General features: G+C 70.3%; 22 protein-coding genes. 13 read left to right on the forward strand and 9 right to left on the reverse strand.

Annotation, left to right across the window (positions count from 1 at the left end; all coding sequences use genetic code 11):
- Positions 1–40: 40 nt before the first annotated feature.
- Genes BN159_RS40675 through BN159_RS40685 form a run of 3 tightly spaced genes read left to right on the forward strand, consistent with a single transcriptional unit; the run spans position 41 to position 3,971 of the window.
- Entirely contained in the window at positions 41–1,174 is a 1,134-nt protein-coding gene (locus BN159_RS40675) for a VOC family protein (protein WP_041820493.1), read from the forward strand.
- Entirely contained in the window at positions 1,171–2,130 is a 960-nt protein-coding gene (locus BN159_RS40680) for a fumarylacetoacetate hydrolase family protein (RefSeq protein ID WP_015662913.1), read from the forward strand. Before BN159_RS40675 ends, BN159_RS40680 begins: the two co-directional genes overlap by 4 nt.
- Positions 2,127–3,971 (forward strand): acyl-CoA synthetase, encoded by a 1,845-nt coding sequence (locus tag BN159_RS40685; RefSeq protein ID WP_015662914.1) that lies wholly within the window; start codon positions 2,127–2,129, stop codon positions 3,969–3,971. Before BN159_RS40680 ends, BN159_RS40685 begins: the two co-directional genes overlap by 4 nt.
- 16 nt (positions 3,972–3,987) lie before the next feature.
- Here the strand turns inward: BN159_RS40685 and BN159_RS40690 are convergent, their stop codons facing one another.
- Complete coding sequence (locus BN159_RS40690) at positions 3,988–5,034, reverse strand: amidohydrolase family protein (RefSeq protein WP_015662915.1); 1,047 nt, start codon at positions 5,032–5,034, stop codon at positions 3,988–3,990.
- Positions 5,031–5,663, reverse strand: coding sequence for a TetR/AcrR family transcriptional regulator (locus tag BN159_RS40695; protein ID WP_015662916.1), 633 nt, complete (start codon positions 5,661–5,663; stop codon positions 5,031–5,033). The genes BN159_RS40690 and BN159_RS40695 overlap by 4 nt, the downstream gene beginning before the upstream one ends.
- Before the next feature lie 109 nt (positions 5,664–5,772).
- Here BN159_RS40695 and BN159_RS40700 point away from each other — a divergent pair, with 109 nt between their 5' ends.
- The 3 genes from BN159_RS40700 to BN159_RS40710 are packed head-to-tail and all read left to right on the forward strand — an operon-like array spanning position 5,773 to position 9,223.
- Entirely contained in the window at positions 5,773–7,356 is a 1,584-nt protein-coding gene (locus BN159_RS40700; RefSeq protein ID WP_015662917.1) for a bifunctional 3-(3-hydroxy-phenyl)propionate/3-hydroxycinnamic acid hydroxylase, read from the forward strand.
- The gene (locus BN159_RS40705; protein ID WP_015662918.1) at positions 7,353–8,225 is read left to right on the forward strand and encodes an alpha/beta fold hydrolase; all 873 of its coding nucleotides are present in this window, start codon (positions 7,353–7,355) and stop codon (positions 8,223–8,225) included. The genes BN159_RS40700 and BN159_RS40705 overlap by 4 nt, the downstream gene beginning before the upstream one ends.
- Entirely contained in the window at positions 8,222–9,223 is a 1,002-nt protein-coding gene (locus BN159_RS40710; RefSeq protein WP_015662919.1) for a VOC family protein, read from the forward strand. The genes BN159_RS40705 and BN159_RS40710 overlap by 4 nt, the downstream gene beginning before the upstream one ends.
- An 8-nt stretch (positions 9,224–9,231) precedes the next feature.
- Here BN159_RS40710 and BN159_RS40715 read toward each other — a convergent pair whose 3' ends face one another.
- From BN159_RS40715 to BN159_RS47805, 4 genes are read right to left on the reverse strand one after another with little or no spacing between them, the layout of a single operon-like run.
- Positions 9,232–10,119 (reverse strand): ABC transporter permease, encoded by an 888-nt coding sequence (locus BN159_RS40715; RefSeq protein WP_015662920.1) that lies wholly within the window; start codon positions 10,117–10,119, stop codon positions 9,232–9,234.
- Positions 10,106–10,894: an ABC transporter ATP-binding protein gene (locus BN159_RS40720; protein ID WP_015662921.1), complete on the reverse strand. Its 789-nt coding sequence runs from the start codon at positions 10,892–10,894 to the stop codon at positions 10,106–10,108. Before BN159_RS40720 ends, BN159_RS40715 begins: the two co-directional genes overlap by 14 nt.
- A 32-nt stretch (positions 10,895–10,926) precedes the next feature.
- On the reverse strand, positions 10,927–12,033 hold the full coding sequence (locus tag BN159_RS40725) for an ABC transporter substrate-binding protein (protein WP_015662922.1): 1,107 nt from the start codon (positions 12,031–12,033) through the stop codon (positions 10,927–10,929).
- A gap of 52 nt (positions 12,034–12,085) precedes the next feature.
- Complete coding sequence (locus BN159_RS47805; RefSeq protein ID WP_408055025.1) at positions 12,086–12,199, reverse strand: putative leader peptide; 114 nt, start codon at positions 12,197–12,199, stop codon at positions 12,086–12,088.
- A 497-nt stretch (positions 12,200–12,696) separates the two neighbouring features.
- Between BN159_RS47805 and BN159_RS40730 the strand changes: the two genes are divergently transcribed.
- A complete protein-coding gene (locus tag BN159_RS40730) occupies positions 12,697–13,560 on the forward strand; it encodes a S1 family peptidase (protein ID WP_162146284.1) in 864 nt (287 codons plus the stop codon).
- Positions 13,561–13,572: 12 nt separating this feature from the next.
- Here BN159_RS40730 and BN159_RS40735 read toward each other — a convergent pair whose 3' ends face one another.
- The 3 genes from BN159_RS40735 to BN159_RS40745 all read right to left on the reverse strand — a co-directional run bounded on the left by BN159_RS40735 (position 13,573) and on the right by BN159_RS40745 (position 16,494).
- On the reverse strand, positions 13,573–14,802 hold the full coding sequence (locus BN159_RS40735) for an acyl-CoA dehydrogenase family protein (RefSeq protein ID WP_015662924.1): 1,230 nt from the start codon (positions 14,800–14,802) through the stop codon (positions 13,573–13,575).
- 45 nt (positions 14,803–14,847) lie between these two features.
- Positions 14,848–15,342 carry a winged helix-turn-helix domain-containing protein gene (locus BN159_RS40740; RefSeq protein ID WP_015662925.1) on the reverse strand — a complete coding sequence of 165 codons (495 nt, stop codon included), beginning with the start codon at positions 15,340–15,342 and terminating at the stop codon, positions 14,848–14,850.
- A gap of 252 nt (positions 15,343–15,594) precedes the next feature.
- Complete coding sequence (locus BN159_RS40745) at positions 15,595–16,494, reverse strand: amino acid ABC transporter permease (protein ID WP_015662926.1); 900 nt, start codon at positions 16,492–16,494, stop codon at positions 15,595–15,597.
- Between the two features lie 528 nt (positions 16,495–17,022).
- Here BN159_RS40745 and BN159_RS40750 point away from each other — a divergent pair.
- Genes BN159_RS40750 through BN159_RS40775 form a run of 6 tightly spaced genes read left to right on the forward strand, consistent with a single transcriptional unit; the run spans position 17,023 to position 22,298 of the window.
- Positions 17,023–18,150 carry an LLM class flavin-dependent oxidoreductase gene (locus BN159_RS40750; RefSeq protein WP_015662927.1) on the forward strand — a complete coding sequence of 376 codons (1,128 nt, stop codon included), beginning with the start codon at positions 17,023–17,025 and terminating at the stop codon, positions 18,148–18,150.
- On the forward strand, positions 18,147–18,656 hold the full coding sequence (locus BN159_RS40755) for a GNAT family N-acetyltransferase (protein WP_015662928.1): 510 nt from the start codon (positions 18,147–18,149) through the stop codon (positions 18,654–18,656). The genes BN159_RS40750 and BN159_RS40755 overlap by 4 nt, the downstream gene beginning before the upstream one ends.
- The gene (locus BN159_RS40760) at positions 18,653–19,576 is read left to right on the forward strand and encodes an ABC transporter substrate-binding protein (protein WP_015662929.1); all 924 of its coding nucleotides are present in this window, start codon (positions 18,653–18,655) and stop codon (positions 19,574–19,576) included. The genes BN159_RS40755 and BN159_RS40760 overlap by 4 nt, the downstream gene beginning before the upstream one ends.
- 3 nt (positions 19,577–19,579) lie before the next feature.
- On the forward strand, positions 19,580–20,527 hold the full coding sequence (locus tag BN159_RS40765) for an amino acid ABC transporter permease (protein WP_015662930.1): 948 nt from the start codon (positions 19,580–19,582) through the stop codon (positions 20,525–20,527).
- Positions 20,524–21,288: an amino acid ABC transporter ATP-binding protein gene (locus tag BN159_RS40770; protein WP_015662931.1), complete on the forward strand. Its 765-nt coding sequence runs from the start codon at positions 20,524–20,526 to the stop codon at positions 21,286–21,288. The genes BN159_RS40765 and BN159_RS40770 overlap by 4 nt, the downstream gene beginning before the upstream one ends.
- A 26-nt stretch (positions 21,289–21,314) precedes the next feature.
- Positions 21,315–22,298, forward strand: a complete 984-nt coding sequence (locus tag BN159_RS40775) for an ABC transporter substrate-binding protein (protein ID WP_015662932.1) — start codon at positions 21,315–21,317, stop codon at positions 22,296–22,298.
- Positions 22,299–22,307: the final 9 nt, after the last annotated feature.

The raw sequence follows: 22,307 nt of genomic DNA on the forward strand, positions 1-22,307 counted from the left end.
CTGAAGTCATCTTCGAGACTGAATATTCCTTCAGGAGGTGATGGCTGTGTCCGGCACACACAACGACCTGCACTCCGAGCAGGGCGCCCGGCCCGGGGAGCATCCCGGCCGGTCGGCGAACCCGGTGATCAAGGTCCACGACATCGCGTGGCTGGAGTTCGTGAAGCCCGACCTGGACCGCGCCGAGTCCTTCGCGCGGGCTTTCGGCTTCGTGACGTCCTACCGGGACGCCCAGGAACTGCACCTGCGGGGAACCCAGGCGGGCGCGCCCTGCGTGATCGTCCGCAAGGGGCGCGCCGCCCGTTTCCTCGGCCCGGCCTTCCGGGCCGCCGAGACCCGCGATCTGCTCCGGCTGGCCGACGCCACCGGCACCCGGGTGCGCTCACTGCCCGCGACGCTGGGCGGCTCCGTCGTGGACCTGCTCGACCCCGGCGGACTGCGGGTCCGGGTCGTCGCCGACACCGACGACCTGCCCACGCTGCCCGGACAGCGGCCGCAGCTCCTCAACCTCGGCGACGGACTCGACCGCGCCAACGCCACCCAGCGACCGCCCCGCGAACCGGCCGGCGTACGGCGCCTCGGGCATGTGGTCCTGCAATCCACCACCTACCGGCGCACCCTCGACTGGTACCTGGACCGACTCGGGCTGATCGTCAGCGACTTCCTCTACTACGAGGGTCAGCGCGAGCGGGGTCCCACCATGAGCTTCATCCGCTGCGACCGAGGCGGCACGCTCACCGACCACCACACCCTGGCGCTCACCCTGGGCCCCTCCAACCGGTATGTGCACTCGGCGTACGAGGTGACCGACCTCGACGCGCTCGCCGCCGGCGGGGAACATCTGCTCAAGACGGGATACCGGCGCTCCTGGGGGATCGGCCGGCACATCCAGGGCAGCCAGATCTTCGACTACTGGCGCGACTCCGACGGCTTCCTGGTCGAGCACTTCACCGACGGCGACCGGTTCGACGCCACCCTGGAGCCCGGCTGGGCGCCCATGACGGCATCCGGTCTCGCCCAGTGGGGCCCTCCGGCGACCAAGGACTTCCTCGGCATCGCCCCCGGCCGGGAGTCGCTGGCCGAGCTGCGTTCGATCCTCACCGCCCTCCGAGCCGACGACAACGAGTTCGACCTCGCGCGCCTGCGCGGCCTGCTGAAAGTGGCTTCCTCATGAGCATCTCCGTCCTCCGTACCGCCGACGCCTGGTGGGTCGCGCTCGACGCGCACCGCGCCGTGCCGGTGCAGACCCCGGCCACCACGACCGCGGAACTCCTCGACGACGTGGCCACGGTCCACACGGCGCTGGCCGAGGCCCGCTCCGGCAACTCGGCCGCCCAGCCCCGCGCCATCGCGGAACTTCCGCTGCTCTCCCCGGTCACCGCCCCCTGCCGGGTCGTCGCGCAGATGACCAACTACGTCTCCCACGTACGCGATTCGGGCATGAACCCGCGGACGGTCCCGCTGACCTTCTTCCGTAAGACCTCGGGCTCCATCAGCGGCCCCTACGACGAGATCGTGCGCCCCGGCCATGTCCGCTTCCTGGACTACGAGATCGAACTCGGCCTGGTCGTCGGACGCCCCCTCGACGTCGGCGCCACCGTCACCGCCGCCGACTGGAAGGACCACGTCGCCGGTCTCGTCATCACCAATGATGTCTCGGCGCGGGACGTCCAACTGCCCAAGACCCAGTTCTACGAGGCCAAGTCGTACCCCGGCTTCACTCCCGTCGGCCCCGCCCTGGTCCTGCTGGAAGCCGACGAACTCGACCGGCTCGCCGAACTGAGGCTCGTGCTCAAGGTCAACGGCGAGATCCGGCAGGACAGCGACCTCACGGACATGATCTACAGCCCGCTCCAGGCGCTCCAGGAACTCTCCCGCTTCCAGGCCCTGTCGACCGGCGATCTGATCCTCACCGGCACTCCCGGAGGCACCGCGCTGAAGGCCCCGCCCAAGCCGGTGGAGATCATCGGCGCCCTGCTTCCGCCCGCGATGAAGTGGAAGGCGTTCTTCAACTCTCAGGCCAAGAACGACAAGTACCTGCGCGACGGGGACGTGGTGGAGCTGACCATCCGTACCCCCGACGGCGCCATCGACCTGGGCAAGCAGCAGAACAAGGTGAGGTTCGCATGACCGACATCGACTGGCCGCGCTACGACCACCCCGACGACCTCCCCGTCGTCGAGGCCACACCGCTGTCCGCACGCGGGCTGCCCGGCACCTCGTACGACCTGCTGCGCCGCGCGGCCGCACACTGGCCCGAACGCACCGCGCTCACCGTCCTGCCGGACGCGCAGTCCTGGCGCTCGCCGAGAATCCGTGGCCACGCCGCCCTCCTGGCCGATGTGCACCAGGTCGCCAACGCCCTGCACCGGCTCGGGGTCCGTCGCGACGACAGCGTCGCGCTGCTCTCCCCGAACTGCGACGAACTCGTCACCGCGCTGCTGGGCGCACAGCTCGCCGGGATCGCCACCCCCATCAACCCGGCGCTCGCCCGCGACCATGTCGCCGAACTGATCCGCCGCTCCGGAGCCCGGATCCTCATCACCGCCTCCCCTGAACTGGACGGCGCGGCCTTCGAGACGGGCGCCCAACTGGCCCGCGACGGCCTGGTCGACCACGTCCTGGTCCTGCGCCCCACGGGCGCCGAGTCCGACGCCGCCGCCGATGTCACCTACCTCGCCGACCTGGCAGCGGACTCCCCACACGACCGCTTCCTCGGCGTGCTCCCCACCGCCACCGACCTCGCCGCCTTCTTCCACACCGGCGGCACGACGGGCGCGCCCAAACTCGCCGCGCACACGCACGCCAACGAGATCAGCGACGCCTGGATGATCGCGGCCAACTCCGTGCTGGACGAGGAGTCGGTCGTGTTCGCCGCCCTGCCGCTGTTCCATGTCAACGCACTCGTGGTCACGCTCCTCGCGCCGCTGTTCCGGGGTCAACAGGTGGTGTGGGCGGGCCCGTTGGGCTACCGCGACGTGCCGCTGTACGCGGAGTTCTGGCGCATCGTCGAGCACTACCGGATCGCCACCATGAGCGCCGTACCGACCGTGTACTCCGTCCTGGCCGGCTGTCCGGTCGACGGCGCGGACATCGGCTCGATGCGCTGCGCGATGGTCGGCGCCTCCGCGCTGCCCGAGGGCGTGCGGACCTCCTTCGAGAAGGCGACGGGCATACCGCTGCTGGAGGGATACGGCCTCACCGAGGCGACCTGCGCCAGCGTGCGCGGGTTCCTGGACGCCCCCCGGCCCGGCTCGGCCGGACAGCGGCTGCCGTACCAGCGCATCCGGATCGGCGACGGGCTGCCGCCCGGTGAGATCGGCGTGGTGCACATCAGTGGGCCCACCGTCTTCCCGGGCTATGTCGAGGGCCGGGACGGCGACCGGCACCGGATCAGCACTCAGGGCAAGGTGGTCGACGGCTGGCTTAACACCGGTGACCTGGGTCTGCTCGACGAGGACGGCTTCCTCCACCTCACCGGCCGGGCGAAGGACCTCATCATCCGCGGCGGCCACAACATCGATCCCCGGGTGATCGAGGACGCGCTGCTGTCGCATCCCGCGGTCACCGGCGCCCAGGCCGTCGGACAGCCGGACCGGCGGGCGGGGGAGGTGCCGGTGGCCTACGTGACGCTCGCCGACGCCACGGTCGGGGAGGGCGAGTTGCTGGAGTGGGCCGCCGCGCACCTCGGGGAGCGGGCCGCCGCGCCCAAGTCCGTCCGCGTCCTGGACGCCCTGCCCGTCACGGCGGTCGGCAAGCCGTACAAGCTGCCCCTGCGCGCCGACGCCACCCGCAGGGTCCTCGCCGAGGCGCTGGCCGGACTCGCGGAGGTCGAGGTCGACGCGGACTCGGGGACCGTGACCGCCACGGTGACCCCGCACTCCGAGGCGAACCTCGCCGAAGTGGAGCGCAGGGTCGGCGAGTTCGCGGTGCGCCGCCGCATCGTCGCCGGGCGGCAGGGGGACCACTGAGCGGGCGCCGGGCCGCTCAGGAGGGCTGGACCAGTCTGAAGACCAGGCGGGCGGCGGCGCGTTGGGCGGAGTGGCGCAGGCGTCTCGGCGGAGCGGGTGCCGGGGTTTTGCCGAGGCGGGGGAAGAGGGCCTCGGCGTTGGTGCGGTTGACCGCCGGGACATCCGCCTCGTCCAGGCCGTTGGCGAAGTACTGGCCCGCCGTCGAGGGCGCGAAGGGCCAGTCGCTGCCGAACAGCACGTGCCCCGGGCGGGCGAAAGCCAGCAGCGTGGGGAGTGCGGCCGGGCTGGAGGTCAGGGCGGTGTCGAAGTAGAAGGTGCGGAAGTCGTCCAGTACGTCCAGTGGGCTGCGGCCGGTGTCGGCCGCGATCGTGACGCCCATCCGGTGGGAGGCGTACGGCACGAAGCCGCCGCCGTGGCTCAGGATGAAGCGGATGTCCGGGTACCGCCGCACGATGCCGTTGCGGACGAGGAGGTAGGCGGCGCGGGTGGTGTCGAGGAGGAAGTCGGCGGCGAAGGGCGGGATGTTCTCGACGGCGGGCGCCGGGAGTTCGGCCGGGTGCACGAAGACGACGGCGCCACGGTCGTTCAGCGCCCGCCACAACTCGTCCTGGCCGCCCGCGCCGAGATAGGTGCCCCGGTTGTTGGCCAGCAAGGTGACCCCGTCCGCGCCCAGGGTGTCCAGGGCTCTGGCGGCCTCCGCGGCGCCGGCCGGTACGTCGGGCATCGGCAGGGTGGCGAAGTAGCCGAAGCGGCCCGGGTGTTCAGCGGCCAGCGTGGTGCTGTGGTCGTTCAGGCGCCGGGCGAGGTCGGCGGCCTCGGCCGGGTCGGTGACAAAGGCCGTGCCCGGGGTGGAGACGGACAGCAAGGCCGTGGCGGTGCCCAGCACGTCCATCGCCTCGATGGCCGCCTCAGGGCTCCAGGCGGGCAGCATCCTGCCGCCCGCCTCGGCTATGCCGGCCTTGGTGAGCGCGTCGCGGTAGAACGGTGGGATGACGTGCTGATGCACGTCTATGCGCTGCGGCGGTGCGGTGGCCCTCGTGCGCTGTCCGTTGGTGAGGGTCATGCCGTGCTCCTTGCTGCCATGCGGTTCGCCGCGTCGTGGATGAGCTGTGCGTGGAGTTGGAAGACCGCCACCAGATCGACGTCGTCGCCGCTGATCTCCCGTTGGACGAACAGTCCGTCGGCGCCCGCGACGGCGTAGGTGGTGAGGGTGCGGACCGCGGCCTCGTCCAACTCCGGGTAGAGGGTGCGGACGGTGTCCGCGATCCGTAGGCGGGAGATCTCCCGGACCCGGAGGAAGACGGTTCTGCCACGTGGTTCGGTGGGGCGTCGTTCGAGGGCGAGCATGAGGCCGAGGCGGAGGAAGTCGGGGGCGTCGAGGAGGGACTTGGCGATGTTGGCGGCCATCGACATGACCCGCTGAAGAGGGGGCCCTGCCGTCTCGTCCGGCAGTTGCACCGCCGTCAGCCAGGTCTCGAAGCTGCGCTCGATGACCGCGGCGATCAGGTCGTCCTTGTCCTTGAAGTGCCAGTAGATCGAGCTGGCGGGCAGGCCGCACTTGGCGCTGACGGCCGCGATGGACGTTCCGTCGTAACCGCGCTCCCCGGCGATCTCCACAGTGGCGTCCAGGATCCGCTGCCGGGACTCCACCCCGTTCGCCCGCTTCCGGCGCGGAGCTTCCGACCTGGTCATCACGGCTTCCCTCTCTTGACCGGCTTCGCCATCACTCTTACCGTAGCGTTCATTCCAATTGGAGTAAACGCTACAGCAAGAGCCGCAGGCAGGGCAGTGAGGTACCTCCATGACCGAGATCAGAGACGGTGACGGCGCCTACGACGTGGCGGTGATCGGCTACGGGCCGACCGGTGTGACAGCCGCCAATCTGCTCGGCGCGACGGGCCTCAGGGTGGTCGTGCTGGAACGCGACGCGGATGTCTACGCCCGAGCGCGCGCGATCTCCACGGACGAGGAGGTCATGCGGATCTGGCAGCGCATCGGCCTGGCCGAGCGGCTGAAGAAGGACATGCTGGCCGAGCGCCCGCTGGACTTCGTGGACGCCGCGGGCCGCCCCTTCATCAGCGCCCACCCCAGCCCGCGCGGACACGGCCATCCGCCGCAGATGTTCCTCTACCAGCCGGCGCTGGAGCGGGTCCTGCGCGACGGCGTCACGAGATATCCGAACGTCGAGGTGCTGCTCCGGCACGAGTGCCTACGGCTCCGCCAGGACGCCGAGGGCGTGGAACTGACCGTGACCGGTGCCGACGACGCGGTACGGCGGCTGCGGGCGTCGTACGTCATCGCCGCCGACGGTGGTTCCAGCCTCACCCGGGCGCAGCTCAACGTGGGGTACGAGGGACGGACGTACGAGGACCGCTGGGTCGTCATCGACACCGAGATGCTCAAGCCCTGGCCGGACCACGACCGGCTGCGCTTCCGCTGCGACCCGGCGCGCCCGGCGGTCGACTGCCCGACCCCGCTCGGGCACCACCGCTGGGAGTTCCCGATCCTGCCGGGCGACGACGAGACGTATCTGACCACCGACGAGGCCGTCTACGAACTGGTGTCCCGCTACGGGATCAGCCGGGACAGCGTCAGGATCCTGCGGGCCACCGTCTACAGCCACCATGTCCGCTTCGCCTCCCGGTTCCGCGTTGGCCGGGTCTTCCTGGCCGGGGACGCCGCCCACGCCATGCCGCCGTGGATCGGACAGGGCATGGCCGCCGGGGTGCGGGACGCGGCCAACCTGTGCTGGAAGCTGGCCGCCGTGCTCCGCGGCGAACTGCCGCAGACGGCGCTCGACAGCTACGAGGCCGAACGCATGCCGCATGTGCGGGAGGTGACCAGGAGGGCGGTTTTCGTCGGCCGGATCATCACCGAGCGACGTACGACGGTGGCGACGGCACGGAACGTCGCACTGCGCGCCCTCGACCGCATCCCGGGCTTCAGCCAGTGGACGCAGGACGCCAACTGGATCCCGCGCGCCCACTACGGGGCAGGGCTCCAGGTCCACTCGCGCGGCGCCAAGGCCGCCGGGCACCAGATCCCCCAGCCCTGGGTGACCGGCCCCGACGGCACGCGAGTACGGCTGGACGACGCGCTCGGCGGCCGATGGGTGCTGCTGCACGCCCGTACGGCCGGCCCGCAGCACGCGTGGGACCGCCTCGGCGTCCCCTCGCTCACCCTCACACCGGCCGGGTCGAGTCCGGCCGAGGGCACGCTGGTCGACAGCGACGGAGTGCTGCTGCCCTGGCTGCGCCGGCACCGCGCGACCACCCTCGCGCTGCGCCCCGACGCCTACGTCTACGCGGCAGCCCCTGACTCCGCCCAACTTCCCCCGCCGCCAGGTGGGTTCGCGCCCACCCACACCCCTGCGAGGACTCGATGACCACACACACCGAACTCCCCCCGATGCGGGGACGCCTGCTGGACGTCGCAGACCGGAAGATCTTCGTCGCGGAGACCGGCGACGGCCCGCCCGTCCTGCTCCTGCACGGCGGTGGCCCCGGAGCTTCCGGAGTCTCCAACTACAGCCGGAACATCGGCGCGTTGGCCAAGGAGTATCGAGTCATTGTGCCCGACCTGCCCGGCTACGGCCGCAGCAGCAAGGGCGTCGACGGCGCGGATCCGTTCGGGTATCTGGCCGACGGTATCCGGGGACTGCTGGATCAACTCGGCCTCGAAAAGGCGCACTTGGTGGGGAATTCCTACGGCGGCGCCTGTGCCCTGCGGCTCGCCCTGGACACCCCGGAGCGGGTCGACCGGATGGTCCTGATGGGCCCCGGCGGCATCGGCACCACCCGAGCCCTGCCCACGCCCGGACTGAACAGCCTGCTCAACTACTACTCCGGGGACGGCCCTTCGCGCCCGAAGCTGGAGAAGTTCATCCGGAACCACCTCGTCTTCAACGCCGCCGACGTCCCGGACTCGGTCATCGACGCCCGCTACCGGGACAGCATCGACCCCGAGGTCGTCGCGGCCCCGCCGCTGCGCAGGCCGTCCGGACCGAACGCGCTGCGCACTCTGTGGAGGATGGACTTCACCCGCGATGCCCGGCTGGCCCGGCTCCCCGTGCCGACCCTGGTGCTGTGGGGCGCCGCCGACCGGGTGAACCGGCCGAGCGGCGGCCGGATGCTCGCCGAGCGGCTGCCGAACTGCGATCTGTACATGGTCGCCAACACCGGCCACTGGGTGCAGTTCGAACGCGCCGAGCTGTTCAACCGGCTGTGCGCCGACTTCCTGGCGGGCCGGCGATGAGCACGTCCGTCTTCGGCGCCGTCCACCTCGGCTACCTCGTCATCGAGACCGAGTGCTTCACCGACTGGGCCCGCTTCGGCACCGACGCCATCGGCATGCACCGCGACGACCTGGACTCCGGCCTGCTGCGTTTCCGCCTCGACGAGCAGGAGTGCCGCTTCCTGCTGCGGCGCGGTCCGGCCGAGGATGTCGTGGCGACCGGCTGGCACATCGACGACCACGACTCCTTCGAGCGGATCGAGGCCCGCGTCCGCGCCCATGGCGTACCCGTCGTGCGAGGTACGGCGGAGGAGGCCGAACTGCGCGGTGTCGAGCGTCTGTTGCGGTTCCCCGGGCCCAAGGGCATCACGCAGGAGATCTACACGACGCCGGTCAAGGCGGCCGAGCCGCTGCGGATGCTGGCCTCCGGGTTCGTGACCGGCGACGCGGGCATGGGGCACGTCGCGATCACCTCCACGAAGCCGACGCGGCTGCGGGGCTACTTCGACACCGTCTTCGACGCCCGGCTCACCGACTACATCGACGAGACCATCAGCGGCGTCAAACTCAAGATCCGCTTCCTGCGGGTCAACGAACGCCACCACTCCATCGCCATCGCCGCCACCCGCGGCCTGCCCGTCGACCCCGTCCGCACGCGCGTCCAGCATCTGAACATCCAGGCCGAGAGTCTGGACGACCTGGCGCGGAGCTATCAGCGGGTGCACGAACTCGGCTTCGAGATGGCCCTGTCCGTGGGACAGCACACCAACGACAAGGAGCTGTCGTACTACGCCCGCACCCCCTCCGGCTTCGAATGGGAGGTCGGCTGGAACCCCCTGGTCGTCGACGAGTCGACCTGGGAGCCCAGCACCCACCAGGGCATCAGCGTCTGGGGGCACCTCCCGGTCGGCCGCACGATCGTCGACACCCTGGAGCAGTTCCGCCTCGGCGCCCGCTCCCTGGCACGGCGTGAGGACACCGTCCCCGCGCTGAGCGGAAGCGGTGTCCTCGACGACTGAGCGGTGTCTCAGCTCTTGACCAGCAGACCGCGGCTGCGCAGCACCCGGCGCTCCAGCGGGCTGAAGATCAGCAGGTCGATGGCGATGCCGACGAGCAGGATCAGGAAGATGGCCAGGAAGACCTGGGACATGCTGGCGTTGTTGCGGCCGTTCTCCAGCAACTGGCCCAGGCCGACGCCGAGATCGGGGGAGGAGGCGATGATCTCGGCGGCCATGAGCGAGCGCCAGGAGAACGCCCAGCCCTGCTTCAGTCCCGCCAGATAGCCGGGCAGCGCGCCCGGCATCACGATGTGCCAGGCGCCCTTCAGACCGGTCGCGCCGAGGGTGCGTCCGGCGCGCAGGAACAGCGGGGGGATCTGGTCGATGCCCGCTACCAGGCCGTTGGCGATGGAGGGGACCGCGCCGAGCAGGATGACGGCGTACATCATGGAGTTGTTCAGACCCAGCCACAGCACGGCCGGCGGCACCCAGGCGACCGAGGGGAGGGACTGGAGGCCGGAGAGGATCGGGCCGATGGCCGCGCGGACGAACTTCACGCGGGCGACGAGCAGGCCGAGCGGGGTGCCGATGGCCAGGGCGAAGAGGAAGCCGAGCAGTCCTCGCGAGACGCTCGTCCAGATGTAGTCGAGCAGGGTGCCCTGGAGCCAGGCCGTCCGGACCTCGTCCCATACCGCCGAGGGTGCGGGGAGCTTGTAGGCCGGGGTGACCTCTGCCCAGACCAGCAGCTGCCAGACCACCAGGACCAGTGCGACCGCCGTGACCGGCGGCAGCACCTTGCGGACCAAGGTCTCGCGCAGGGGGGTGCGGCTGGTCTGGACGGTGTCGAGGGCGTCCAGACCCGCTTCGAGTCCGGCGAGGTCGTTGCCGTCCTTGGCGGTGGTGTCAGTGCTGGCCATGGCGGCGGATCTCCCCACGCAGTTCTTCGGTGATCTCGACGGACAGTTCGGCGACCTCGCTGTCCTCGATGCGGCGCGGGTGCGGGATGGAGACGGTCCATTCCCGGGCGATGCGGCCGGGGCGGGAGGACAGGAGCACCACGCGCTGGGCGAGGCGGACGGCCTCGCGGACGTTGTGGGTGACGAAGAGGACCGACAGGCCTGTCTCGCGCCAGATCCGGGTCAGCTCGTCGTGCAGCACGTCCCGGGTGATGGCGTCGAGCGCCGCGAACGGCTCGTCCATCAGCAGCAGCTTGCTGTCCTGGGCCAGCGCCCGCGCCAGGGCGACGCGCTGGCGCATACCGCCGGACAGCTCGTGGACCCGCTTGCCGTACGCCCCGTGCAGCCGCACGAGCTCCAGCAGGCGTTCGGCCTCGGGACGCCGGTCGGCCTTGGGGACGCCCCTCAGTTTCAGGGCGAGTTCGATGTTCTTGCCCGCGGTCAGCCACGGGAACAGGGCGTGCTCCTGGAACATCAGCGCCGGGCGGCCGTCGGTGGTGATGTCGCCGGCGCTGGGCCGGTCCAGCCCGGCGACGAGGTTGAGCAGGGTGGACTTGCCGCAGCCGGAGGCTCCCAGGAGGGTGACGAACTCGCCGGGTGCGACATCGAGGGTGATGTCGTCGAGGACGAGCTGCTGCCCGGCGGGGCCGCCGAAGGACTTCGAGACGTGGGCGATGCGTGCGGCGTGCTCCACGGACGTATCCGTGTCGGCGGTCTTGGCGAGGGCGGTTGCCATGATCGTCACCTCCTGGGAACTCACTGGGTCCGTTACTTGACGCCGAGACCGGCGTCGTCGACCGCGTCCTGACCCTCGTCCTTGAGGACCTTGTTCAGCAGGGTGAGGTCGTAGATCCCGTTGAGATCGGGCTGCTCCAACAGACCGGCCTTCACGGCGTGCTCGGCCTCGGTGTCGAGCGTCGCGGCCAGCGGGTCGTCGAGGAAGGTGATCGACTTCCAGGCCGGGTCGATGACCTCGGCGGGCAGGGCCTTGCCGGACTCCTCCTCAAGGGCCTTGTTGGCGGACGCCTTGGCCTCGTCCGGGTTGGCGTTGATCCACTCGTTGGCCTTCACCGAGCCGCGGAGCACGGCCTCGACGACGTCCGGGTGCTCCTTGAGGAACTTCTGGGACACGATGATGTTCGTGATCACAAACTTCTTGTCGGGCCACAGGTCGGCCTCGTCCAGCAGCACCTTCCCGCCCTCGGCGACCAGCTTGGACGCGGTCGGCTCCGGCACCCAGGCGCCGTCGATGGAGCCGGACTTGTAGGCGTCCGGGGTCACCTTGTTGTCGGTGCGGACGACGGAGACGTCACCCTTGCCGCTCTGCGCGTCGACCTTCCAGCCCTGCTCGGCGATCCAGTTGAGGAACGCCACGTCCTGCGTGTTGCCGAGCTGCGGGGTGGCGATCTTCTTGCCCTTGAGGTCCTTGAGGGACTTGACCTTGTCCGGGTTCACCACCAGCTTCACGCCGCCTGAGGCCGAGCCGGAGATGATCCGCAGGTTGGAACCGTCCGCCTTGGTGTAGCCGTTGATGGCGGGCGAGGGGCCGATCCAGCCGATGTCGATGGACCCCGAGTTCAGCGCCTCGATCTCGGAGGGACCGGCGTTGAAGGTCGAGGACTTGATCGTGGTGCCGCCCAGCTCCTTCTGGAAGATGCCCTCCTCGACGCCCACCAGCGCGGTGGCGTGGGTGAGGTTCGGGAAGTAGCCGATCCGCACCTCGTCGGCGGAGAGCTTCTTGGCGTCCGCGGCGACCTTGGCCTGCCCGCCGTCGTCGTCGGAGTCGGAACCGTAACCGCAAGCGGTCAGCAGGAGGGGGAGCGCGGCTATGGCGGCAAGGGTGCGCAGGGTGGTGAGCGGTCGTGCGGCAGACACGGAGGTGTCCTCTCGGGGTGAGGTGGAGTGGTCGTACGGGTGTCGAGGGGCCTCAGAAGGGCCGACAGATGGCGCTCGACGTACGACGGAAATCGATGTGACGGCGGGAGGTCAGAAGGGGCGACGACAGCGCTGTGCGAACGAGCGTGCTCATGCCCACCCCCATCGATTCCTAGTTTTCCTACCTGGTTGCTAGGGATCGTGGCAGAAGGTGGCCGGGACCCCAAGAGGGCTTTCACATGCTGGACAACCTGATCTCGGCCAATGAGATGTGCAGGTGGAGGTGATGGATGGCTCGAACAGACTGACGAATCGTCACCGTCCGTTCACTCAGCGGCCTTTGGGGGAGATCTACGATCCTCCGGTGCATGGCGATCAAGGACGCCGTGCCTCGACTGGAGGTGCACCCGTGCGGAGACTCCCGAGACGTCGTCTGACGATGGCGGCGGCGATCGGCGGCCTGTTCGCCCTGCTCGCCCAGCCGACCGCGAACGCGGCCCCGCCCCCCTCACCGACCCCGCGAAGGCGAGGGCGCTGGCCAAGGAGTTCGGTCCGGACCGCAGCGGTGGCGTCTACTACGACAGGGCGGGGCGGCTCGTCGTCGCCGTCACCGACGAGGCCGCCGCACGGGAGGTGCGGGCCGAGGGCGGCGTCGCCAAGGTCGTGAAGCACAGCACTGCCACCCTGAACTCGGTCCGCGCCACGCTCGACCGGCGCATCGCCGACGTGGACCCGATCCCGAACACCTCCTGGGGCGTCGACCCGAGCACCAACACGGTGACCGTCGACGTCTTCGACGCCGTGTCGGCCGCCGACGAGAAGCGGCTCACGCGGCTGGTCGCCCGGTACGGGGACGCCGTGCGCGTCAACCGGCTGCCTGGAAAGGTCGACACGGCCGCCTACGAGACCCTCGGCGGCATCGGTATCGAGTCCACGGACGTGGCGGCCGGCCGCTACTCGGCCTGCACGCTCGGGTTCAACGTCCGCGACGCCTCGGGGCAGAAGTACTTCGTCACCGCCGGACACTGCGCGGACTCCTCGTCGTTCCAGTGGTGGGACCGGCAGGCCGGGGGCATCTACCTCGGCAAGCGCATCTGGTACGACTACGGCGCCATCGAGAAGGACTACGCCGTCATGGAGTACCGCGGCGAGAACCTCGCCGCCTACGGGGCCGTCCGGGCGGCGGGCGTCGAGTACGAGATCACAGACTCCCGCTATCCCAACGACGGTGAGTCGGTGAAGCGTGCCGGTGCCGTCAGCAGTGACCTCGTGGGGGCGGTGCTGTCTCCGAGCGAGACGGTCACCTTCACGGACGGCACGGTCCTGAAGAACATGATCAAGACGTCCAACTGCGGCCTTCAGGGGGACAGTGGCGGTCCGCTGTGGGCGGGGACCGACGCCCTGGGCATCTTCTCCGGCGGCAACACACCGGCGGGCGAACCGTGCAACAGCGCCCAGAGTCAGTACCGGTCCTTCTATCAGCCGGTCCACTGGGTGCTCGCCCACCATGGGCTGCACGCCTTCTGACGAGCGTGAACGTCACACCGGCAGCGTGAACGGAGGATGCGCTCCGTTGAGGAAGTAGTCGCCGACGTCACGCAGCCGGTGGGCGACGGGCTCGTACAGGGCGTGGGTCCGGGCGTTGCGCCAGAAGCGGTCCAGGCCCAGGCGGGCGGAGGCCGAGCGGGCGCCGATGATGTGGAGGGCGCGGGCCGTGGACTCGTGGGCGGCCCTGGCGGCGGCGGCCTCGGCGACGGCGACCAGGATCGAGATCTCGGCGCATTCGTCGTAGGTGAGGTCCGCGCCCCGGCGCAGACCGCTCTCCAGGGCGGTCAGCGCCTCGGCGGCCAGTGCGGACGCCGACCGGGTGAGGACGGTGAGCTCGCCGTAGGCGGCCAGCGTCTGCGGGTCCTGGGGAGAACCGGCGGGCCACTCCGGATGCCAGGGGGAGTGGCCCGCCCTGCTGTACTCCCGGGCCTCGCCCAGCACTCCCTCGGCGATGCCGAGCCGGAGCTGGACCGAGACGAGCCGCCCGAGCGGAGCGGCCAGGGACGCCGTGGGGGACAGGACGTCCTCGTCGGCGGGGAGTGAGCCGAGCACCTCGTCGGGGCCCAGCCGTACACCGTCGAACTCCACGCTTCCCCCGGCGGCGAGCCGCTGGCCGAAGGGGTCCGCGTCGTCGTCGATCCGTACGCCCCGGCCGGAGGCGTCGGCGATGACCGCGAGGGGCTCGCCGGTGTCGGCGCGCACGGCCCGTACCGCCAGCCGGTCGGCGACCAGCACGCCGGTGACGTAGCTCTGCCGGCCGTTCAGGACGTACCCGTCACCGGACGGCAACAGCGTCAGCCGGGGTTCTTGGCGGGCGACGCCCCCGCCCCAGCACCACAGCTCGGCCGCCGACCGGCGCTCCACCTGTGCGCCGAGCCCCGGCTCGGCGAAGAGCCGGGCGCTGTACGCCAAGAGGTAGTGACAGCCCAGGAGTTGGCCGATGGCCGCGTCGGCGGCGGCGATCTCCCGGAGGACCGCGCAGGCCGTGGCCCAGTCGGCGCCCCCGCCTCCGTGTTCGGCCGGGATCAGCAGGGTCAGCAGTCCGGCCTCGCGGAGCCGGGACACCTCGTCGAAGGGCGCCTTGCCCGCCTGTTCCCTGGCCACCGCGTCCGTGGCCAGGTCGTCCGCCGTCTCACGGGCGACGCGCAGCCAGTGTGTACGGTCGGGTCCGGGCGGGCCGGACTGCGCGGCGGTGCGGGACGGGGCAGGGGCGACGCCCATGGAAGTGCTCTCCTCAAGGTCGGCCGCGGAGCGCGGCGTCGGGGCTCATGCGCCGGCCGGCACGTACTTGTAGCCCACGCTGCGCACGGTGACGATCCGGTCCCGGTGGGCCTTGCCGAGCTTGCGGCGCAGCCGGGCGATGTGGACGTCCACGGTGCGGCCGTCGCCGACGTGGTCGTAGCCCCAGATCTCGGCCATCAGCCGCTCGCGCGAGTGCACGTGGTGGGGGTGGCGGACGAGATGCGCCAGCAGCGCGAACTCCAGGTAGGTGAGGTCGAGTTCGACTCCGTCGACTTCGGCGACATGGCGTGCGGGATCGATGCGTACGGCCTCGCCGTCCGCCTGCCGGGCCTGGGGTGCCGCCGGGCGGACTCCGGCCCGGCCGAAGAGTTCGGTGGGGTCGGTGCCCTCGGGCACCAGGACGAGATAGCCGACGAGCGGCGGGGAACCGGGGTCGCCGGCAGCGTCCTGCGGAAGGTCGTCGACCAGGCGCAGATGGCGGACGTCGGACAGTGCGGTGGTGGGAAGTGCCGTGGTCATGGCGTACGTCCTTCAGAAGCGGGGAAATGGGGGCGAACCCCCCGGGGAAGGAGCGGAGCGGCAGCGCGGGAGGCGTGCCTTACGCGTGACAGCAGGCGGCACTGACGACGTGACCAAAGTCGACATGCCGACGACGTACGAGTCGTTGCTGCGTGTGGGGCATGGTCCCATCCTGCGCACCGGGGACGACCCCCGTCAATGCTTTCCTAGTAACTCGATAGGAAAAGTAGAGAAAGGAGGCTCCGGCGGCTCTCAGGGCCGGGCCACGGAGCCGCGCGCGTAGTGGCGCTCGACGTAGAACTGCCCCACGCTGAGCACGGTCGTGACCGCGATGTACCAGAGGGTGGCGACCATCAGCAGCGGGATGACCTGATAGGTCTGGTTGTAGACCAACTGCACGGAGTACAGCAGGTCATGCACCGCCAGCACACTCACGATGCTGGTCCCCTTCAGCGTGCCGATCAGCATGTTCCCGGCCGTCGGCACGATGGAGCGCATCGCCTGCGGGATGACGATCCGGCGCAGGGTGCGCCGCCTGCCGATGCCGAGCGCCTGCGCGGCCTCCCGCTGCCCGGTGTCCACCGACAGGATGCCGCCGCGCACCACCTCGGCGGCATAGGCGGCCTCGTGCAGGGTCAGGCCGATGACCGCGGTGAGGGTCGGGCCGAGCAGGTTCACCGTCTGGACGGACACGAACTGCGGCCCGAAGGGAACGCCGAGGCCGAGCGTCGGGTACAGGGCGCCGATGTTGAACCAGAAGAGCAGCTGCACCAGCAGCGGGGTGGACCTGAAGACCCACACGTAGCCCCAACTCAGCGTGCGCAGCACCGGGTTGGCCGAGAGCCGCATGACCGCGAGCGGGATGCCGAGCAGAAACCCGAGCACCATCACCACGCCGGTCAGCCACAGGGTGAGCAGCAGTCCGTCGAGGACGGCGGCGGTGGTGAAGTACCGGGCCACCACGTCCCACTGGAAGGCCCGGTTGCGGACGACGGAGTTGACCACCATCGCGAAGACCAGCAGCGCGGCGGCAGCGGTGATCCAGCGGCCGAGGTGGCGACGCGGCACGATCCGAGGGTCGTCGTCGGGCGCTGCGGAGGTGTTCGGCGGCGATTCGGAGAGGGCGGGGGAGAGTTCGGAGGACGTGGCCATCGGGAGGCGCTCCAGGGGGAGGGGTGGCAGGGTGCGAGTGATCCGCCCGGGGCGCCACGGCGCCGCGGGAACCCGGTGTCGTCACACGCGCCGCGTCCCTCAACGCGGCCGGAGGAGGCGATCGTAGGGGCGGCCGGTGAGGCGGTGTCAACCACGCCTCACCCACCCCGCCGCACCGGTCCGCCATCCGGGCGCCGCTTGACGGACAGCGAAATTGCCTGCTCAATTAGTTGCATGAACCCCCAGCCACGCCTGGTCTCACGCGACCACATCGACTTCGGTCGGGTGTGGTCCGCCGCGTGTTGCGCCTGACGCGGCAGCGGGCCGGCTGACCGGCCCTTCCCTCCCTCGGTGACCCCGTCGTGGGCCGAGTTCTCTTCTCACGCGCGCTGCCGCGGCACTGACGTCTTCTTCCGACGCCCGACGTCGTCGTCACACCTCCCGTATCGCTGACGAACTGTCACCCACGCCCCGATGCAGGGCCCTTGGGCCATGCCCGCGTGCGCTCGTCTCCGAAAGGTCACCTCCATGCCCGTGGAATTCCTCGGCATCGCCGCCACCAACGACGGTTCCGAAACCACCCCTCGCTCCGGGGCCGCCTTCGACAAGGAGTACACACTCAGGCTCGCCCGCGCCCATGAGGAGCACGGCTGGGACCGGGTGCTGTTCGCCTACGGTTCCGGATCGCCGGACCCCGCCCCGGCCGCGGCGTACATCGCGAGCAGGCTGGACCGGCTCCAGATCCTGCTCGCCCACCGGCCCAACGTCTCCTACCCCACTTTCGCCGCCAAGACCTTCGCCACCCTCGACCGGATCAGTGACGGCCGGCTGACCGTGCACTTCATCACCGGCGGCAACGATCACGAACAGGGCCGCGAGGGCGACACCCTCACCAAGGACGAGCGGTACGCCCGCACTTGTGAGTACATCCGGATCGTCAAGAAGATCTGGACCACCCATGAGCCCTTCGACCACGAGGGCGACCACTACCGCTTCCACGACTTCGTCAGCGATGTCTTCCCCGTCCAACAGCCGCGCCCGAACGTGTCGTTCGGCGGTTCGTCGCCCGCCGCGTACGCCGCCGGCGGCGCCGAGGCCGACATCTACTGCCTGTGGGGCGAGCCGCTGGAGCGGACGGCGGAGCAGATCGAGGCGGTGAAGGCCGCCGCCCGGGCCGCGGGCCGCAGCGACACCCCCCGGATCCAGGTGGCCTTCCGCCCGATCATCGCGCCCACCGAGGAGTTGGCCTGGGAGAAGGCCCACCGCACGGTCGGCGCCATCCGGGACCTGGGCGCGTCCGGCCTCAAGCGCCGCCACCGCACCGGCGCCCCGCAGAACACCGGCTCACAGCGACTGCTCGCCATCGCCGAGGCGGGGGAGCGCTACGACCGCGCCCTGTGGACCCCGACCGCGGCGGCCACCGGCGGCGCGGGCAACTCCAACGCCCTGGTCGGCACCCCGGAGACGGTCGCTCAGGCACTGCTGGACTACTACGACCTCGGCGTCGACATCCTCTCCGCCCGCGGCTACGACCTGCTCGGCGACGCCATCGACTTCGGCCGGTACGTGATCCCCCTCGTCCGCGAGGAAGTCGCCAAGCGCGACGCCGAGCGCGCGGGCCGTGGTGCGCGGGACCTCGCGGCGGCCAACCGATGACCTCCGCACCAGAACTGACGGTCATTCATGTCCCGGTCTCCGACCCGCGGGTGAGACCCCTCATCCGCGAACTCGGCGAGGAGTACTCCCGCCGCTACGGCAGGGACGCCCACGCCGAACTCGCCCGCTACCCCGACGAGGAGTTCACCGCGGCCCACGGCGGAGCCCTGCTCCTGCTGCTGGAGCGCTGCGAGCCCGTCGCGGGCGGCGCCTTCCGCCGCTACGACGACACCACCGCCGAGCTGAAGCGGATCTGGACGCACTCCGCCCACCGCCGACGCGGCCTCGCCCGCCGGGTCGTCGCCGAGCTGGAGCGCGAGGCGGGCAGTCGCGGCTACCGGCGGATCCACCTCACCACCGGACCCCGCCAGCCCGAAGCCCGCGGCCTCTACCTGGCCACCGGCTACACACCCCTGTTCGACACGGCGGCCGATCCGGAAACCATCGGCCCGCTGCCCTTCGAGAAGCACTTGTCCGCGAAGCACCCGGAAAGGTCCCCACGGTGAAGCGCCTCGCCCTCACAGCCGCCCTGGCCCTGCTGGCCCTGACCGCCTGCGGCTCCACCGAGACCGACGGCGCCGGAACCGCGCAGGCCGCCCCCGCACCGACCGGCGACCCTGTCGCCGCCGTCCGCAAGGTCGACTCCGTCGCCGCCCTGCTCCCCGCCGACGTACGCGAGTCGGGCACCCTGCGCGTCGGCAGCTCGGTCGGGTTCCCGCCCGGCGCGTACTACCCGAACGGCGCGGACAAGGCGCCCGCCGGACAGGACATCGACCTCGCAGACGCGGTGGCCAAGGTGCTCGGCGTACGGCTGGAACGCCAGGACGCCTCCTTCGAGACGATCCTGCCCGCCCTCGGCAGCGGCAAGTACGACGTCGGCACCGGCAACTTCGGCGTCACCGCCGAACGCCTCAAGACCATCGACTTCGTCACCTACATCAACGACGGCCAGGGCTTCGCCGTACGCAAGGGCAACACCGATCTCACCGAGAAGATCACCGACCTCACCCAGCTGTGCGGCCTGACCGTCGGCACCGGCGCCGGCACCACCTTCGAGGCGACCCTCACCGCACAGCGGGGCGAGTGCGCGAAGGCGGGCAAGAAGCCCTACGACGTGAAGGTCTACTCGGAGAACGGCGCCACCCTCACCGCGCTGCAGCAGGGCCGGATCGACATCGTGATGTCGACCATCAACGGGCTGCGCTACCAGGCGGCCCAGCCCGCGTCCCGGACCACCTTCCTCGGTGAGTTCCACCGCCTCGACGTCGGCTTCGCCTTCAAGAAGGGCTCGCCGCTCACCAAGGCCTTCCAGGCGGCCGTCAACGAGCTGATCGAGGACGGCACCTACGACCGGATCCTCAAGAAGTGGGGCACCGCCGCCTCCGCGATCGAGACCTCGCGGATCAACCCGCCCGAGCACAGGTGACCCATGAGCAGCGACACCCTGACCGAACCCACCGCCCGACAGGCCGAGTCGGAGGTCGTACCCGCCCGCCACTACGGACGCTGGGCCGCCGCCCTCGCCGTGATCGTGCTGGTCGCCCAGTTCGTCCACGGGCTCGCCACCAACCCCGTCTGGGAGTGGCACGTCTTTTGGGCCTACGTCTTCTCCGAGACGATCGTTCAGGCGGTGTGGGTCACCCTCCAACTCACCGCCTACGCCACCGTGCTGGGCTTCCTGCTCGGCACCGTGATCGCCTTCATGCGGCTGTCGCGTAGCCCGGTCCTCCAGACCGTCGCCTGGACCTACATCTGGATCTTCCGGTCCATCCCGATGATCGTCCAGCTGGTGTTCTGGTTCAATCTGAGCGCCCTGTACGAGGAATTGGGCGTCGGCATCCCCTTCGGCCCGGTGTTCTGGTCGGTCGACAGCAACAGCCTCATCGGCACCATCGGCGCCGCCGTCATCGGGCTCACCCTGCACCAGGCCGCCTACGCCGCCGAGATCGTGCGCGGCGGGGTGATCGCCGTGGACCACGGACAGCTGGAGGCCGCCGCCGCGCTCGGCATCCCCCGGCTGCGGCAGATCCGCCGGATCGTGCTCCCACAGGCCATGCGCGCCATCCTGCCGACCGCCGGCAACGAGATCATCGGCCTGCTGAAGGGCACCTCGGTCGTCTACGTCATGTCCATCGGTGAACTCTTCTACCAGGTCCAGGTCATCTACGGCCGCAACGGCCGGGTGATCCCCCTCCTCCTCGTCGCGACCGCCTGGTACGTCGTGCTGACCACTGTGCTGTCGGTCGCCCAGTACGTCGAGCGGCACTACGCCCGAGGCGCGAACCGCACCCCGCCGCCCACCCCGCTCCAGCGCGTCCGGCGCTTCGTGGCCGCCCAGCGCCTTGTGGCCACCCGAGAGTTGACGGAGAAGACATGAACGACGTCATGGTCGACGTCCACGGCGTCCACAAGAGCTTCGGCCCGCTGGCGGTGCTGCGCGGCGTCGATCTACGGGTCCGCGCCGGAGAGGTCACCGTGATCCTCGGCCCGTCCGGGTCGGGCAAGTCCACGCTGCTGCGAACCATCAACCACCTGGAGAAGGTCGACCGCGGCTGGGTCAGCATCGACGGCGAACTCATCGGCTACCGCCGCTCCGTCGACAAACTGCACGAGCTGAAGGAGCGGGACGTCCTGAAGCAGCGCACCAACATCGGGTTCGTCTTCCAGAACTTCAACCTCTTCCCGCATCTGACCGTGCTGGAGAACCTCGTCGAGGCCCCGGTCTCCGCCCTGCGCCGCCCGCGCCGGGAGGCGGAGGACACGGCCCGCGCACTCCTGGGCCGGGTCGGTCTCGCCGAGAAGGCCGACGCCTACCCGCGCCAGCTCTCCGGCGGCCAGCAGCAGCGCGTCGCCATCGCCCGCGCCCTCGCCCTGGAACCGAAGGTGCTGCTCTTCGACGAGCCCACCTCGGCCCTCGACCCGGAACTGGTCGGCGAGGTCCTCGATGTCATCAAGGACCTGGCCCGCACCGGAACCACCATGATCGTCGTCACCCATGAGATCGGCTTCGCCCGCGAAGTCGCCGACACCGTGGTCTTCATGGACGACGGGATCGTCGTCGAAGAGGGCCCGCCGACGGCCGTACTCGACGCACCCCAGCACGCGCGTACGCGTGCCTTTCTCTCCAAAGTCCTGTGAACCACCCCTCTGTAAGGAGCACAACCATGCCCGCCTCGATCGCCCGCCGCACCACCGCCGCCGCGCTCGGACTCGCCGCCGCCCTCGTCCTGGCCGCCTGCGGCAATCCCGACGACGGCGGGACGACCGAGGTCGCGGCCGCCAACGGTGACACCACGAAGATCAACCTCAGCCCCGAGCAGCACCGCGTCACCACCGAGAAGGTCGACGCGATAGCCGCCGAAGTGCCCGAGGAGATCCGTAGGAGAGGGACCCTGGAGGTCGTCAACTCCTCCGGCTCCGCCGCGCCGCTGACCTTCTACGCCACCGACAACAAGACCGTCATCGGCGTCGAACCCGACATCGCCTCCCTCGTCGCCGATGTCCTCGGACTGAAGCTGCACCTCAACACGGTCTCCTGGGAGAACATCTTCGTCGGCCTGGACAGCGCCAAGTACGACGTCGGCTTCAGCAACATCACGGTCACCGAGGAGCGCAAGGAGAAGTACGACTTCGCCACCTACCGCGAGGACAACCTCGGCTTCGAGGCGAAGAAGGGCAGCGGGCTGAAGATCACCGGGCCCGCGGACGTGGCCGGATTGACCGTCGCCGTGGGCAGCGGCACCAACCAGGAGAAGCTGCTCATCGAGTGGAGCAAGGAGAACGAGCGGGCGGGCCGCAAGCCCGTGGACATCAAGTACTACCAGAACGACAGCGACACCTATCTCGCCCTCCAGTCCGGCCGTATCGACGTCTACCTCGGCCCCAACCCGACCGCCGCCTACCACGCGGCCACCACCGGCAAGACCGAGGTCGTCGGCACCTACTCCGGGGCCGGAGCCACCCTTCAGGGCCTCATCGCGGCCACCACCAAGAAGGACAGCGGCCTGGCCGAGCCGCTCGCCGACGCCCTGAACGAGATCGTCGACAACGGGACCTACGCGAAGGTGCTCAAGCGCTGGGGCCTGCCCGACGAGGCCGTGAGCAAGTCGGAGATCAACCCCCCGGGCCTGCCCAAGAACGCCTCCTGAACCCGCCCT

This window comes from Streptomyces davaonensis JCM 4913, from assembly GCF_000349325.1.
GTDB classification, from domain to species: Bacteria; Actinomycetota; Actinomycetes; order Streptomycetales; family Streptomycetaceae; genus Streptomyces; species Streptomyces davaonensis.